Raw genomic sequence first — 14,740 nt, forward strand, 5'->3', positions numbered from 1 at the left:
TGCCACAGCCCGCGGAATCCGGGGATCCGCGGGCCGTGGAGTCGGTGGCCGGTTGCCTGCGGCCGCGGGTCAGGCCTGGGTGAAGGCCGCGACCTCGAAGTCGGACATGTCGAGGCCGCCCTGCTTGGTGTCGTCGTTGGCGAAGACGAAGGACTCGATCGGGACGTCCCGCTCGGCGCTGAGCTGGGCGACGAGCTCCTGCAGGACCACGGTCTCCAGGACCACCCGGACCGCGTCCGCGACCTCGGGCAGGCGCAGGACCGACAGGCTGTCCGCCGGCTCCGCCTCGGCCGTGGTCATCAGCAGGGTGAGGTGTCCGGCGCCCGCCAGCGAGCGGGCCAGCTCGATCTCGCGGCCGTCGCCGTAGACGAGGTGCAGGGTGTTGCCCGCCGACTCCATCTCGCCGTGCAGGTAGTTGCGGGTGGCCGAGTGCGCCGCGGTCATCCGCACCACCTCGCGCAGCAGCAGCGCACCTTCCTCGGCGGAGGCCCGGGAGGCCCCGGCCGCCACACCGTCGGAGGCGATGCAGCGGGCGCCGCGCTTCCGCAGGCCCGCCACGATCGCGGTGGCCTGCGAGTGGATCGCGGTGGTCTGCTCGGCGATCTCGCCCCACGGGTCGCCCTCGCGGCCCGCGACGGCCCCGGCGATCAGGTCGAGGGCGACGATGGTGCCGGTGTAGCCGATGGTCGAGGCGTACGAGTCGGGCTCGTTGCCGAGGTCCACGGTGAGGTCGGCGAGGTCGCCGAGCGGCGAGGGGACCACGTTCAGGAGCGCGGTCTTCGTGATGCCGGGGGCGGCGCACTCGAAGGCGGCGATGGTCTCGGAGCTGCGGCCGCCCTGGGAGACGGCGATCAGGCAGTCGGTGTCGAAGCCGTCGGTGCCGGTCTCGATCTCGCTGGACAGCACGCGCTGGGTGACGATCCCGGCCTCGCGGAGCTGTTGCACGGGCACGGCGAGGGCGGCGTACGAGGCTCCGATGCCGGTGAACAGGGGGCGTTCGGCGGCGCGCAGCCCGGCGAGTTCCGGGGAGGCGAGCTGGGTACGGACGCGGTCGGCGATCCGGGCGAGGGCTGCGCCCTGGTCGGCCTGGCCTTCGAGGAACGTGATGCGGGATCCGGACATGGTGGGGGGGGTCCTTAGCGAAGTCTGGGGTCGCCCGCCCCCGCCGGCTCGGGCGGGCGGAGGGGGCGGGCGATCGTACGGGGCGGGCGGGCGGAGCGGGGCCTGGTCGGGCGGCCCGGGCGGGCCGGTCGGGTTACCGGCTCGGGCTCAGAGGGAGGCCTCGGTCTTGGAGAGCGGGTTGCCGTCCTCGTCGCGTTCGCGGCCCGGGGTCGGGAGGTCGAACTTCACGATCGCCCAGCGGAAGAGCACGTAGTAGATGGCGGCGAAGGCCAGGCCTATCGGGATGAGCAGCCAGGGCTTGGTCGCGATGCCGAAGTTCACGATGTAGTCGATGGCACCGGAGGAGAAGCCGAAGCCGTCGCGGATGCCGAGGGCGTAGCAGACGGCCATCGAGACGCCGAAGAGGAAGGCGTGGATCGCGTAGAGCAGCGGGGCCACGAACATGAAGGCGAACTCGATGGGCTCGGTCACGCCGGTGACGAAGGAGGTCAGGGCGACGGAGATCATCATGCCCTTGACCATGGTCCGGTTCTCGGGGCGTGCGGTGTGCGCGATGGCCATGGCTGCGGCCGGGAGCGCGAACATGTAGATCGGGAAGCCGCCGGTCATGAACTGGCCCGCGGTCGGGTCGCCGGCGAGGAAGCGGGCGATGTCTCCGTGCACCTCGGTGCCGGTGGCCGGGTTGACGAAGCTGCCCGCCTCGAACCAGGGGAAGACCGAGAAGAAGTGGTGCATCCCGATCGGGATGAGGGCCCGGACGACGAGGCCGAAGAGGCCCGCGCCCCAGGCGCCGGTGCCGACGAGCCACTCGCCGAAGTGGAAGAACCAGCCGCCGACGGTCGGCCAGACCACTCCGAATACCACTCCCATGCCGACGCCCGCGAAGGCGCTGAGGATGGGCACGAGCCGGCGGCCGCCGAAGAAGCCGAGCCACTCGGGCAGCTTGGTCCGGCTGAAGCGCTGGTAGAGGAGGGCCGCGACCAGGCCCATCACGATGCCGCCGAGGACCTTGGCGTCGAGGGGCTCGCCGTCCACGCCCTTGGGGAAGGCGGGGCTGGCGAGTACGGCCTTGAAGACCAGATAGCCGACCACGGCCGCCAGCGCGGTGGAGCCGTCCGACTTCTTGGCGAAGCCGATGGCCACGCCGACCGCGAAGAGCAGCGGCAGGTTGGCGAAGACGGTGTCACCGGCCGCCGCCAGGACCATCGCGAGCTTCTGGACGATCATCGGGAAGTTCTCGCGGCCCAGCAGGTCGGCTCCGCCGAGGCGGGTCAGCAGGGCGGCCGCCGGCAGCGTGGCCACGGGCAGCATCAGGCTGCGGCCGATGCGCTGCATGACCGGCATGATCCGGCCCGGCTTCTTTCCGGCGGCCGGTGTGACCGCGGCGGTGGCCGTACTCATCTGGTGCTCCTCGTCGAGCGGGGTGGTGGGGACGACTCGAAGGTAACCAGTGGTTTTGGATTGGTCAACAGTGGTCTCTTGTGGTCTTTAATAAAATATCAAGGTCGGGTCGTAAGTCCCGGGCGGGTCCCGACGGCCCCCCGATGAATCCCCGCCGCCCCGCGGCCGACAGTGAGGCAAAGTGGTAGCAAGTGGTATGGTTCGAGCCATGACCGACGACGCTGCCATCGCCGCCACCGCCTCGACCGCCCGTGCGGCCGACCCCCTGTGGACCCAGGCCGCGGACCGGATCCGCGAGGAGATCGCCCGTCGCGGACTGTCCGAGGGCAGCAAGCTGCCGCCCGAGCGCGAGCTGTGCACCCGGCTGGACGTCTCCCGCGTCACCCTGCGCCGCGCGCTCGCCCACCTCGTCGATCAGGGACTGGTCACCGCGTCCCACGGGCGCGGCTGGTTCGTTGCGGCACCGGTGGCACCCACGCCCGCCCGCGAATGGCCCAAGGACCTGGAGTCCTTCACCGCCACCGCGCGGCGCAAGCACATGCGCGCCAGCTCGGTGGTCCTGCGCCACGACACCGTCACCGCGTCCCTGGACGACGCCGACCGCCTCGGCGTGCCCGCCGGCACCCCGCTGCTGCGCCTGGAACGAGTCCGGCTGCTCAACGACGTGCGGATCGCCGTCGACCGGACCCTGGTCGTCGCCGAACTCGCGCCCGACCTCGCCCGTACGGACTTCCGCGAGACCTCCCTCTTCGAAGAACTGCGCCGCTGGGGCGTGGAACCCGACCGCGCCGAAGCGACCATCGAGGCGCGCAACGCCGACGGGGAGCTCGCCGGACACCTGGGCATCGCCGAGGGCGCGCCGGTGCTCGTACTCGACCAGACGGTGTACACCAGGGACCAGCGGCCGCTGCTGCTGTCCACGGTGGAGTACAGCGGGGACCGCTACCGGCTGCGCACCACCCTGCAGACAGACTGACACCGGGCGTCCGGCGCCCGGTAGCCCCGTTCGTCACCCTTCGGACAGCCGAAAGCCCCGGCCGGGGCGGTCGTACGCCCGTCCGGGGCCCGGTGGCCGCGCGCGACGCCGTTCAGATTCCCGCGAGGAACTCCAGCAGCGCCCGGTTGAAGGCCTCCGGCTGTTCCACGCCCGGCAGGTGCCCGGCCCCCTCCACCACGGCGAGCACCGAGTGCGGGACCAGCGCGTGCAGGGACTCGGCCTCGGAGACCGGGGTGTAGACGTCGTCCCGGCCGACCACGATCAGGCAGGGCACCTCGGGCGGCAGCGCCGCGAGCACCGGGGCGTAGTCGGGCCGTTCGGCGCGCCCGCGCAGGGCGGCCGCGGCGCCCTCGGGGGCGGTCGCGCACATCATCCCGGTGACCTTGGCCGCCGCCTCCGGCATACCGGTCACGTTGTACGGCGCGAGCATCTTGTCGATGACCTCGTCGGCATAGGGCTTCATTCCCTCCGCGAGGAGCCGTTCGGCAAGGTTCCGGCGGAAGGTTTTGCCGTCCTCGGTTTCCGGCGGAGAGGAGGTGTCGGAGAGAACGAGGGCCCGCACCCGACCCGGGTGGCCGAGCCTCATCTCCATGGCGATCTGGCCGCCCATGGACACACCGCCGACGACCGCCTGTTCGACGTCCAGACGGTCGAGCAGAGCAACCAGATCATCGGCGAAGTCCGCGAGCAGCGTTTTGCCCGGCAGCACCGGACTTTTCCCGTATCCCCGCAGGTCAGGGGTGATCACTCGGTAACCGGCCGTGGTCAGCGCCGCCGCCTGGGGAGCCCACATGGAGTGGCTGAACGGATGTCCGTGGATCAGGATTACGGGTGCTCCGTCACGGGGACCCAAGTCCTCGAAAAAGAGTGTCACGCCATTGCCAATTTGGGGGTTCATGAAAGGAGTCTAAGGAGCTACATTGAGCCACTCGCGTTCACCTGACAGCCCGTTGCCTTTCACTCGTGTTTTGCACGGGGGGCGACGTCAGGGACGCAGACTGTGCAACCACCCCACCGCCTAGAAGGACCGAAGGCTCCGTGCCCGTACCCGTACTCCTCGCCGGCCGCTCCGTGCGGCTTGAGCCCCTCGCCCCCCACCACACCGAGGCCTTGGCCCTGGCCGGGGCCGAGGATCGTACGACTTACGCCTTCACTCCCGTACCCCACGGGCTGCAGGCGTCACACGAGTACATCGACCGTGCCCTCGCCGATCAGGCGGCGGGTCGATCGCTCCCGTTCGCGGTGGTCAGAGCCACCGACGATCGGGTGGTCGGTTCGACCCGGTTCCTGGAACTCGACTACTGGCAGGGGCCCCTGGTGTGGCCCGCCGTGCCGGGCGTCCCGTTCGGCGATCCGGCGACGGCGATCCCCGATGCCGCCGAGATCGGCAATACCTGGCTGTCTCCGGCGGCCCAGGGCACCGGCATCAACACCGAGGCGAAGCTGCTCATGCTCCGCCATGCCTTCGAGACCTGGGGGGTCCGGCGGATCTCGCTGCGCGCGGACGCCCGCAACGGACGCTCGCGTGCCGCGATGGAGCGGCTCGGGTTCACCAGCGAGGGGGTCCGCCGGGCCCATTCGCGGGGCCTGGACGGCGCCGTGCGCAGTACGGCCTTCTACTCGATCCTCGACGAGGAGTGGCCGACCGTGCGGTCGGTCATCGAGCTGCGGCTGTCGGCCGCGGCGCAGCGCAAGCGGCGCCGCAAGACGCTCATCCCGGCGTAACGGTCCTTCGCCGGAATCCGCACGCCCGGCCCCCGGCTGCGCCCACTCCCCCGCCCGCGCCCCTTCGTCCCCGTCCCCGCCCTCCCGGTGTCAGCCGAGGAAGGCGGGGGCGAGGGCCGAGGTCATCAGGCGCGCCGGGGCGCCGGAGCCGTCGGCGGGCAGGGAGTACAGGTCGGCGCCGAAGTCCCCGGGCAGTGAGTAGACGACGGTCCTGTCATCGGTCCACACCACCTGGTCGTCGACGCTGCGCTCCTCCGCGAGCGGGGTCTCGGTCATGGTGGCGAGGTCCAGGACGTGGAGGCGCCAGGGTGCTTCCGGCGACAGGCCCGGCACCCGCTTCTTGAACACCAGCCGGGTCCCGTCGGGCGACAGGGACGGGCATTCCAGGTTCTCGCGCAGCGTGGTCACCGTGCGCGCCGCGAGGTCGCCGCGGACCAGGTGGGTCCGGCCGCCGGTGGCGAGCGTCGCGTAGAAGGTCCGCTCGTCGGCGGCGAAGGTGACCCCCCAGAAGTTGACGTCCGCGTTGCGGTACTGCTTGCCGTCCTTGTGGATGGTGAAGTCCTCCAGCGAGGCATCGTACGTCCCGCTGCGCAGGTCCAGCAGGGAGGTCCGGGTCGAGAAGTTCGTACCGGCGTACGAGTCCCCGCCGACGAAGACCGTCCAGGCGACGAGGTGGCCCCCGGGCGAGACCCGGGCCCGGGTCGGGATGCCGGCCAGCGGGCGGGAGCCGACCTCCTTCAGCCGGGCATCGAGGACCACCGCCTTGTAGCCCTCCTGCACCCCGCCCTTGTCCGACTGGAGGCAGACCCCGGTGCCGGCGGCCGCGTGGAAGCGCAGGCAGCTGACCCCGGAGGCGGTGCGCGGACCTTCGGGTGCGCCGGCCGCCGCGGTGGCGAGCTCGTCGCGGTGCGGTCCCCAGGCCATGTTCCGGAACACGATCCGCCGGCCGCCGTCGCCCGGGGCGAGTGACACCGGGCCGGGGGTGATCGGCGGGCCTCCGGCCTGGACCCGGTTCTTCTCCCCGGCGTGCGAGGAGGCCCGTACGACGGCGAGCGCACCGATGGCGGCGAGCAGGACGACGCCGGAGACGAAGATCAGGATCCGGCGGTGGAGGGGCATACCGAACACGGACGTTACCTCCGGGCGGGTGCAGGGAGCTGGGGGCGGCGCGGGGGTACCGTACCGATCGGCATGTGGAGAGACCAGGGACGGTCCGCGAAGAGACCGGAACCGGGCGCACCCTTTTCGCGCCGGGCAACGCGCTCCCCTACGGAACCCCAAGAGACGTAAAAATCGGGAACCCGTGGGCACGTACGCTCATCTTTCGATCGAAAGCAGTCCCAACCCCGCCCCAACGGGGCAGCACCAGCCGGAGAGCAACCGCACATGTCGCACGCACCCGACGGACAGCAGCAGCCGTACCGCTCGGAAGGGCCCTACCAGCAGCAGCCCTACGGGCCGTACGACCAGCAGTACGGACAGCCGCTCCCGCCGCCCCCGGAGGAGCCGCGCCGGCCGTCCCGGGTCCGGCGGTGGGTGATCGCGGGCGCCTCGGTCCTCGCGCTCGCCGCCGTCGCCTCGCTCGTGATGAGCCACTACGAGATACCGCCCTTCACCGACAAGGGCGACACCGTCTCCTTCGGGCAGCTGCCGCCCTCCGGCTCCGCCGGGGGCGACACCGGTGGAGCGGCCGTCGCCACGCCGCCGCCGAACTCGAAGATGTCGATGCCCACCGGCCCGGCGGCCGACTTCAAGAACTCGATGACCCTGTCCGACGGCACGCACGTCGCCGTCACCACGCTGGACGGCAAGAAGTCCGGCTTCAAGGGCAAGGTCTGGGTGTGGGCGCCCAAGGAGTACAACGACCCGAAGTTCGCCAAGAGCGGCTTCCCGGTCATGATCGCGCTGCCCGGCGGCGCCGGTTACCCGAACAACTACTGGATGGGCACCGACCTCGGCCTCCAGACCAGCATCAGCAAGTGGTACGCGGAGGGGAAGAGCAAGCCCTTCATCCTGGCCATGCCGGTGCTCAACCCGGGCCCGGACGACAAGGGCATCTACTGGGACGGCTCCGACATCCCGGGTCAGGCCAAGATGGGCACCTGGCTGACCGACGACGTCCCGGACCTGATGCGGGCGAACTTCCGCACGGTCAAGTCCCGTGACGGCTGGGCCTACATGGGCTCCTCCACCGGCGGCTTCGCCAGCCTGAAGGCCGTGCTGAAGCACCCGGACAAGTTCAAGGCCGCGATCTGCTCCGGCCCGGACATCGTCCCCGACTCCCCGCTCTGGACGGGCCACGACAAGGAGAAGGCGGAGAACAACCCCGAGCTGCTCGCCAAGGCGCTGATCGCCAAGAAGGGCGGCCCGGACGTCTACCTGGCCTTCCAGGTCGGCACCGACGAGAGCAACAAGAACACCCTGCCGAACGTGCAGAAGTTCATCGCCGCATACGGCAAGGGGCCGATCCACACCAACCTGAAGATCATTCAGGGCGGCAAGCACAACGCCAAGACCTACGTGCCCAACATGGGCGAGGGACCGATCCAGTTCATCAGCAAGGTCATGGCAGGACCCGTCGAGTAGTCGCCGCTCCGACCCGCACCGACTCCTCGCGCGCCGGCTCCTCGCGCGCCGGCTCTTCGCGCCCCGGATCCCCGTGCACCGGCCCGCCGAACACCTTCGGCGGGCCGTCGCCGTTCCAGGGCGCCCAGCCCGGGTCCCCGTCGACGGCGAAGCGCACCCAGGACCCGTGCATCTCCCCGGCCAGTTCCCGCGGGGCGTCCGGCCCGGCCAGCCAGGACGCCTCGGGCACCTCCAGGGTGTCGAAGACGAAGCCCAGTTCCAGGGCGTGGCAGGACCCGAGCCCTTCGACCCCGGACGGCCACGCGAACTCGTACACGAAGCTCGGCGCGCTCCGCCCGGCCGCGCCCGCCAGCACGCGCAGCGGATCGCGCAGCAGCCGGTCGGTGAGCAGGTGGCCGAGGAGGTCGGCCGGTCCCGCGCCGGGCCGCTCCGCGCGCAGCGCCCGTACGGCGGCCCGGTCCTTGCCGGAGCGGACCCGCCCCAGGGCCACGGACAGCGGCCCCAGCCGGTCCAGCAGCCGCATCGCACCGGTCGGAGCCAGCCAGAGCCGGTACTCCTCGGCGGTCCAGCCCAGCAGCAGCGGTACGTCGCCCCGCGCGGCCGCCGCTTCGAGCGGATCGAGCGGCAGCGTCCCGGGGTCCGCGACCAGCCCGAAGGCGGGGCCGCCGAGCAGCGGCGAGGACCGGCGCAGTACCGCCGCCTGGGCGGCCAGCAGGTCGGGCAGGGCGGCCCGGGCGAAGGCCTCGGCGGTGGCGGGCACCTTGAGCAGCGCGGCCATCCGCCGGACCATGGTGCGCACCTTGTCCCGCGGCAGCACCTCGGGGGCGCCGCTCTGCAGGACCGCCTGGCTGAAGAGCCCCGCGGCGCGGGGGGCGGCGAGCAGGGCGCCGATGCTGATGGCTCCGGCGGACTCGCCGAAGACGGTGACCCGGGAGGGGTCACCGCCGAAGGCCGCGATGTTGTCCCGCACCCAGGCCAGGGCGGCGATCTGGTCGAGCAGCCCGCGGTTGGCGGGGGCGTCGGGGAAGAGACCGTAGCCGAGGACGCCCAGGCGGTAGTTGACGGAGACGAGCACCACCCCGTCGCGGGCGAAGGCGGAGCCCTCGTAGACGGGCACGGCCGAGGAGCCGCGGGTGAGGGCGCCGCCGTGGATCCACACCATGACCGGCAGCCGGGCCGAGGGAGCCGGGTCCGGGGTCCACACGTTGAGGTTGAGGCAGTCGTCGCCCGGGAGGTCGGGGTCCGGCAGCAGCGCGGCGAACGCCTCGGGGTAGGGCACCTTGGGCGCGGTGGGGCCGTACGCCCCCGCGTCGCGTACGCCGTCCCAGGCCTCGGGGGGCTCGGGCGCGGCGAACCGGAGGGCTCCGACGGGCGGGGCGGCGTAGGGAACACCCCGGAAGACGGCGATGCCGCCCGGCCCGGTCCTGCCCTCGACCTCGCCGTGGGCGGTCCGGACACGGGGACGGGGACGGGCCCGGTCCGGGGTCTCGCTCGCCGCTGCGGCCATCACGTCCTCCTGGTGTCGGGGATCCCGGGGCAGGGGATCCCCGGGGGTGGGGGCTCCGGGGCCGCCGGGTCCGGTGTTCCGCACAACGCCGGTCGCACGGTCGCACAGGCATGCGCGGGGTGACAAGGCGTGACCCCGCCGGGGGCGCGCCGGGTTGGGCGGGGCATGCGATCCCTGTCTCTCCCCCACACCATTCGGAGCCTCGTCCGGGCCGGATCGGTCCCCGTCCTGCTGCTGGCGGCCACGGCCACCGGCGCGGCGGCGGCCGGCGGCAGTGCCCACGCGGCCGACGGCCCCACCGCCGCCCTCGGGACCCCGACGGCCGTCGGGCCCGCCTTCCAGTACCTGGGCACGGACGACCGCCCGCACGGCATCGACTCCCCCAAGGGCTGCGTGGAGGCACTGGGCGGCGGCGGGCGGGCGGTGACGAACAAGACCGGGAGCTCGGTGGCCCTGTACCGGGAGCCCGGCTGTGTGGGCACCCCGGTGGAGGTGCTGGCGCCGGGCGCGGTCAGGCAGGTGCCCCGCTACTTCTCCTCCGCCCGCTTCTCGGCCGGCTCGTAGCAATTCGAGATCACCAGCGGCCCAGCGGCCGTGACCCCTGGGCGCTCTCCGCGTTGTATGCCATGTCAAACGCCGCAACTTCTGTTTCCTGCGGCACCCCCATTCCTCTCTAGGAGATCTTGATGTCGCGTATCGCGAAGGCGTTCGTCATCACCGCTGCCGCCGGTAGCGCCCTTGCCGCCGGTGCGGGTCTGGCTGCTGCCGATGCCGGAGCGCACGGTGCGGCGGTCGGCTCCCCCGGTGTCCTGTCGGGCAACCTGCTCCAGGTTCCGGTGCACGTCCCGGTCAACGTCTGCGGCAACACCGTCAACGTGATCGGCCTGCTGAACCCGGCGTTCGGCAACACCTGCATCAACGCCTCGGGCGGCGACCACCACACCGAGGGCAACTACGGCGGCTGAATCGCCTGGTGACCCGAAGGGCCCCCGCCGGACGGCGGGGGCCCTTCCTCGTGTCGTCATCTGCGACCGCCCCGCCGGGGCTCACTCGTAGCGGTAGAGCCCCTGGTGGCCGAGCATCTCGCGCGGGGTGACGTCCCACGGCGGCATCGGCTCGTCGAGGGAGACCACCCGGCCGCGCTGGAGGTCGCCGAGCGCGAGCGGGGCCGCCGGCAGGTAGCCGGAAGCCGGGTGCCGCTGCTGCCAGCGGTCCCAGAGCAGGTCCACGAAGGCGTGGTGCAGCCAGAAGGCCGGGTCGTTGGGGGCCGTGCCGCCGGTCATGTGGCCGCCGATCCACTGGTGCACCTTGTTGTGGTTGCGCCACTTCTCGCTCTTCGGGGCGGCCCAGCCCTCCAGCTTGTTGCGGAAGCCGCCGCGCCCGGCCGTCGAGTCCCAGGGCGAGCTGTCGTACAGCGGGTCGTCGAGCGCCCACTGGAGCTCGGCCGGGGTCGGCAGGCTGATCGGATTCGCCGGCCGGCCCAGGTTGCGGGTGAGGAAGGCGGCCTCCGTGATGCCGACGGTGACCGTCCAGTTGCCCGTCCCGTAGGCGAACGGGCCGGTCATCACCTGGCGGTCGCTCTCGCGGCCGGTCCCGCCGAGGAAGTCCTCCGCCCAGAGGGAAGAGGCCGGGCTGGTGTCGGTGGTCCAGTCCCAGTACGGGATGGTGACGCCCGCGTCGACGCTCTGGAGCTGACGTTCGAACTCCAGCAGGTAGCGCCGGTGCCAGGGGAAGAAGGACGGCGACATGTGCCCGACGCGCAGTTTGCGCTCGCGGTCGGGGACGAAGTACTTGTCGTGGGTACGGACGAACGCGTCGTAGGTGCCGTTGCGCTTGAGCTCGATCACGGCCGCCGTGAAGCGCTTCTTCTGCGCGCTGGTCAGGTTCTTCTGGTTCTGCCTGGTGTACACGCCCTGCTACTCCTGTCCCCCGTGGTGCGCGGCGGCGAACGCCAGCTGGGTGGTGCCCAGTTCGTCGACGGCCGCACGGGCCAGCTCCAGCGGGGTCGCGTAGGACTGGAAGTGGTTGATCCCGCTCAGGTACGTGCCGTCGGAGCGGCGCATGACGTGCAGGGCCCGCCCGTCGATGCGGACGGAGGTCCCGGCCGCGTCGACGGCGATGTGCCGGCCCCGGTACGTCTCCTCGCGTCCCGGCAGCGGGGCCGGGGTGAGGGTCTGGCGGGGACGGCGGGCGCGCAGTACGGGGGCCAGCGCCGCGGCCGTGCCGGCGAACACGGCCGCGGTGAAGGCCGTACGGAGGACCGCGCGGCGGGTGAGTGGTGCGGCGGGTGCTGCGTACATACGGTCTCCCTCGCTCGGTGGCCGGTGGCTACGGGTCTAACGCGGCGCGGCGGGCGAGGTCACCGGGAGCACCTACTCCTGTTCGGTGTGTTTGTAGTAGAGGGTGGTCGCCACCAGGCGGCCGGCCGGGTCGGTGGCGTAGTCGGGGATGGAGCCGGCTTCGGTCCAGCCCGCGGCGCGGTACACCCGCTCGGCCGCACTGCCGCTCTCGGTGTCGAGGATCAGCAGCACCACCCCCGCGCGGGCCGCGGCGGCTTCGGCCTCGGCGAGGAGCGCGCGGCCGGTGCCGCGGCCGCGTGCCCCGGGGTGGACCATCAGCTTGCGGATCTCGGCGCGGTGACGGCCGTTGGGCTTCGTCTCCCGGCTCCAGCTGACGGTGCCGTCGACCCGGCCGTCCGGTCCCCGGGACACCCACAGGGCGAGCGAGCCCTCTGCGACAGCGGGGAGCAGGGAGTCCCACCAGGCGGCGGCCGCCCGGTGGTCGAGGTCGGCGAGGAAGCCGATGGAGGAGCCGCCGCGCACCACGGCGAGGAGCAGGTCGGCGAGCTCCTCGCGGTGTGCGGTCAGGGCGGCGGCGTCGTCGATCCGGGTGAGGGAGGGGTTCATCCGCCCGAGGATAGGGATCAGGCGGCGGTGCGCTGCAGCCGGGGCAGGTGCAGGTCGCGGAAGATCGCGGTCATGCGCAGGGCGAAGACGAGGCCGGCCGAGACGGCGATGTTGGCGGTGTCCGGGACGCCGGCCCGGTGCAGGCCGAGGTAGGACAGCGCCCCGGCGAGGGCGGCGGTCGCGTACACCTCTTCGCGCAGGAGCAAGGGCGGGAACTCCCCGCAGAGCACGTCGCGGACCACCTCGCCGGTGACGCCCGTCAGGACGGCCAGGATGAGCACGGCGACGGGGGTGACGTGCGCGTCGATCGCGGCGCGGGCGCCGATCACGGTGACGACGGCGAGGCCGACGGCATCGACGACCATGAGCGCGCGCTGCGGGAGCTCCCGGCGGCGCAGGTAGAGCATGGTGGCGACGGCGACGGACCCGATGAGGACGAGCAGCAGCCAGTCGTGCGTCCAGTAGAGCGGGTGCCGGTCGAGGATGAGGTCGCGCAGGGTCCCGCCGGAGATGCTGGCCGCGAAGGCGAGGACGAGCCCGCCGAAGGGGTCCATGTTGGCGCGGTGCGCGGCGAGGACGCCGGAGGCGGCGAAGGCGGCGATGCCGAGGAGGTAGAGGGCGTGCAGCATGGCGCCTCCTTCGAGGGGCTGGGCGGGGCCGGGGGAGGTGAGCAGGTCTGTGCGACCGGGCTGGGACAGCACCCTGCGAGGGGCCCGGCCGGCCCGGAGAGGTTCGGGGGGACCCGTAGAGGTTGCCGGATCCGCCCGGGCGCCCGCATCGGCCGTTCGGCCAGGACTGCGGCGCGGCCGGGACGGCGACGCCGCCAGGACGGCAGCGCCGCCAAGACGGCGGCGCGCATGCCGCCCGGCCCCCGGACTCGCCCGCGCTCCCAGCCCCGGGCCGCCCGCGAACCGGACCGTGACCCAGCCCGTGCACCCGCCCGTGAGCCGGACCGTCAGGCGTCGTCGCCGAGCCGGTCGCGCTGGATCCGGTGTGCGAGGGTGCGGCGCACGGAGGCCGGGGTGTCCGTCGTGGCGCCCGAGGGGACGTCGAGGCCTCGGGCGATCGCGTCGTACGCCGCGCGGTGGGAGGCGGGCAGCTCCTCGCGGTGCAGCCTGAGGTCCTCCTCGACCAGGCGCCGCAGCTCGTCCACGTCCCGGGGGGTGAAGCGCTTCTTCCCCCGGGCGATGGCGTCGACGTGGCGGGCACAGCGCGCGGTGTCCGGGTACGCCTCTGCGATCTCCTCGGCCAGGCCCCACAGGCGTCCTTCGAGCCATGGCGGGTCGCCCTGGTCGAGGGAGAGTCCGATCGGCGGCAGCGGGTCTTCCGCCTTGTACTTCGCCACCTGCTTCGACACGGCGGGCTGGCTCATGGCGGTGAGCTGGGCGATCTTGTCCTGTGTCCAGCCGAAACCCGTGAACACCTTGATCATCTCGGTGCGCAGCTTGCGCATCTCCTCGCCCGCGCGGATGACCTCGTTCATCTCCGCGAGCATCCGCCCGGCCTGCTCCTCCGTCAGCGACTCCGGGATCCGGCGCACACCCTCTTCACCTGTCATAGCTCGGTTATACACCGGAAGCGAAGGACGGCGGCAGGCCTCCATAACCGGGTTGTATAACTTGGTTATGACTGGCAGGCTGCGTCCATGCCCACCTTTTGCGCACCCGACGGAAGCCGGCTCGCCTACCGCACGATCGGCGCCGCCGACGGCCACGGCGAACCGGTCGTCTGCATCCCCGGAGGCCCCGCGGATTCCCAGTACCTCGGCGACCTCGGAGGGCTGTCCCGGCACCGCCGGCTGATCCTCCTCGACCTGCGCGGCACCGGCCGGTCGGCGGTTCCCGAGGACACCGCCTCCTACCGCTGCGACCGGCTCGTCGAGGACGTGGAGGCGCTGCGCCAGCACCTCGGGCTCGCCCGGACGCACCTGCTCGGCCACTCCGCCGGGGCGAACATCGCGATGGGGTACGCGGCCCGGTACCCCCGCACCATCGGCAAGCTCGCCCTGGTCGGCCCCGGCACCCGGGCCGTCGGGATCGAGGTCACCGGCGAAACCCGGCTCGCACTCGCACGGCTCCGCAAGGACGAGCCCTGGTTCCCGGCGGCCTTCGCCGCCCTGGAGGCCGTTTCCGCGGGCACGGGCGGCGACTGGGACGCCCTCGCCCCCTTCTTCTGCGGCCGGTGGGACAGCGCGGCACGGGAGCACCACGCGGCCGGCCTGCCGGTCAACCGCGATGCCGTCGCCCACTTCGGCGCCGAGGGTGCCTTCACGCCGCAGACCACCCGGGCGGCGCTCGCCGCCTTCGAGGCACCCGTCCTGCTGCTCACCGGGGAGTTCGACCTGAACAGCCCCCCTCGGTCGACGGCCGAGCTCGCGGGACTCTTCCCCGACGCCACTCTCTCGGTACAGCCCGGAGCGGGCCATTACCCCTGGGTCGACGATGCCGAGCGGTTCGCAGCGACCGTCGAGGAGTTCCTGGGGCAATGACCCGCTCG

General features: G+C 72.4%; 16 protein-coding genes. 6 read left to right on the plus strand and 10 right to left on the minus strand.

The window, feature by feature from the left end:
- Positions 1 to 69 precede the first annotated feature (69 nt).
- The gene (locus tag OHA37_RS03040) at positions 70 to 1,122 is read right to left on the minus strand and encodes an SIS domain-containing protein (protein WP_266902162.1); all 1,053 of its coding nucleotides are present in this window, start codon (positions 1,120 to 1,122) and stop codon (positions 70 to 72) included.
- A 147-nt stretch (positions 1,123 to 1,269) separates the two neighbouring features.
- A complete protein-coding gene (locus OHA37_RS03045; protein ID WP_266902164.1) occupies positions 1,270 to 2,523 on the minus strand; it encodes a PTS transporter subunit EIIC in 1,254 nt (417 codons plus the stop codon).
- A gap of 208 nt (positions 2,524 to 2,731) precedes the next feature.
- Between OHA37_RS03045 and OHA37_RS03050 the strand changes: the two genes are divergently transcribed.
- Entirely contained in the window at positions 2,732 to 3,499 is a 768-nt protein-coding gene (locus OHA37_RS03050; protein WP_266902166.1) for a GntR family transcriptional regulator, read from the plus strand.
- A 112-nt stretch (positions 3,500 to 3,611) separates the two neighbouring features.
- On the opposite strand, the gene OHA37_RS03055 is transcribed toward OHA37_RS03050, so the two are convergent.
- A complete protein-coding gene (locus OHA37_RS03055; RefSeq protein ID WP_266902168.1) occupies positions 3,612 to 4,418 on the minus strand; it encodes an alpha/beta fold hydrolase in 807 nt (268 codons plus the stop codon).
- 140 nt (positions 4,419 to 4,558) lie between these two features.
- Here OHA37_RS03055 and OHA37_RS03060 point away from each other — a divergent pair, with 140 nt between their 5' ends.
- On the plus strand, positions 4,559 to 5,245 hold the full coding sequence (locus tag OHA37_RS03060; protein WP_243332231.1) for a GNAT family N-acetyltransferase: 687 nt from the start codon (positions 4,559 to 4,561) through the stop codon (positions 5,243 to 5,245).
- Between the two features lie 90 nt (positions 5,246 to 5,335).
- Here OHA37_RS03060 and OHA37_RS03065 read toward each other — a convergent pair whose 3' ends face one another.
- Positions 5,336 to 6,364, minus strand: a complete 1,029-nt coding sequence (locus tag OHA37_RS03065) for a hypothetical protein (RefSeq protein ID WP_266912475.1) — start codon at positions 6,362 to 6,364, stop codon at positions 5,336 to 5,338.
- A gap of 267 nt (positions 6,365 to 6,631) precedes the next feature.
- Between OHA37_RS03065 and OHA37_RS03070 the strand changes: the two genes are divergently transcribed.
- Positions 6,632 to 7,831, plus strand: a complete 1,200-nt coding sequence (locus OHA37_RS03070; RefSeq protein WP_266902174.1) for an alpha/beta hydrolase — start codon at positions 6,632 to 6,634, stop codon at positions 7,829 to 7,831.
- On the opposite strand, the gene OHA37_RS03075 is transcribed toward OHA37_RS03070, so the two are convergent.
- Positions 7,809 to 9,338, minus strand: a complete 1,530-nt coding sequence (locus OHA37_RS03075; protein ID WP_266902176.1) for a carboxylesterase/lipase family protein — start codon at positions 9,336 to 9,338, stop codon at positions 7,809 to 7,811. The two genes, OHA37_RS03070 and OHA37_RS03075, sit on opposite strands and share 23 nt — an antisense overlap.
- 165 nt (positions 9,339 to 9,503) lie before the next feature.
- On the opposite strand from OHA37_RS03075, the gene OHA37_RS03080 reads away from it, so the two are divergent.
- Both OHA37_RS03080 and OHA37_RS03085 read left to right on the plus strand, forming a co-directional pair.
- Entirely contained in the window at positions 9,504 to 9,902 is a 399-nt protein-coding gene (locus OHA37_RS03080) for a hypothetical protein (RefSeq protein WP_266902178.1), read from the plus strand.
- 122 nt (positions 9,903 to 10,024) lie between these two features.
- Positions 10,025 to 10,303, plus strand: a complete 279-nt coding sequence (locus OHA37_RS03085) for a chaplin (protein ID WP_266902180.1) — start codon at positions 10,025 to 10,027, stop codon at positions 10,301 to 10,303.
- 81 nt (positions 10,304 to 10,384) lie between these two features.
- Here the strand turns inward: OHA37_RS03085 and OHA37_RS03090 are convergent, their stop codons facing one another.
- From OHA37_RS03090 to OHA37_RS03110, 5 genes are all read right to left on the minus strand, one after another.
- Complete coding sequence (locus OHA37_RS03090; RefSeq protein ID WP_266902181.1) at positions 10,385 to 11,248, minus strand: tyrosinase family protein; 864 nt, start codon at positions 11,246 to 11,248, stop codon at positions 10,385 to 10,387.
- A 6-nt stretch (positions 11,249 to 11,254) separates the two neighbouring features.
- Positions 11,255 to 11,638, minus strand: coding sequence for a tyrosinase family oxidase copper chaperone (locus OHA37_RS03095; protein ID WP_266902183.1), 384 nt, complete (start codon positions 11,636 to 11,638; stop codon positions 11,255 to 11,257).
- Positions 11,639 to 11,710: 72 nt separating this feature from the next.
- Positions 11,711 to 12,244, minus strand: coding sequence for a GNAT family N-acetyltransferase (locus tag OHA37_RS03100; protein WP_266902185.1), 534 nt, complete (start codon positions 12,242 to 12,244; stop codon positions 11,711 to 11,713).
- Positions 12,245 to 12,261: 17 nt separating this feature from the next.
- The gene (locus OHA37_RS03105) at positions 12,262 to 12,873 is read right to left on the minus strand and encodes a trimeric intracellular cation channel family protein (protein WP_266902187.1); all 612 of its coding nucleotides are present in this window, start codon (positions 12,871 to 12,873) and stop codon (positions 12,262 to 12,264) included.
- Positions 12,874 to 13,199: 326 nt separating this feature from the next.
- A complete protein-coding gene (locus tag OHA37_RS03110; RefSeq protein WP_266902189.1) occupies positions 13,200 to 13,802 on the minus strand; it encodes a sigma-70 family RNA polymerase sigma factor in 603 nt (200 codons plus the stop codon).
- Between the two features lie 87 nt (positions 13,803 to 13,889).
- On the opposite strand from OHA37_RS03110, the gene OHA37_RS03115 reads away from it, so the two are divergent.
- The gene (locus OHA37_RS03115) at positions 13,890 to 14,732 is read left to right on the plus strand and encodes an alpha/beta fold hydrolase (protein ID WP_266902191.1); all 843 of its coding nucleotides are present in this window, start codon (positions 13,890 to 13,892) and stop codon (positions 14,730 to 14,732) included.
- The last annotated feature ends 8 nt before the right edge of the window (positions 14,733 to 14,740 follow it).

This window comes from Streptomyces sp. NBC_00335, assembly GCF_036127095.1.
In the GTDB taxonomy this organism is placed as follows: domain Bacteria; phylum Actinomycetota; class Actinomycetes; order Streptomycetales; family Streptomycetaceae; genus Streptomyces.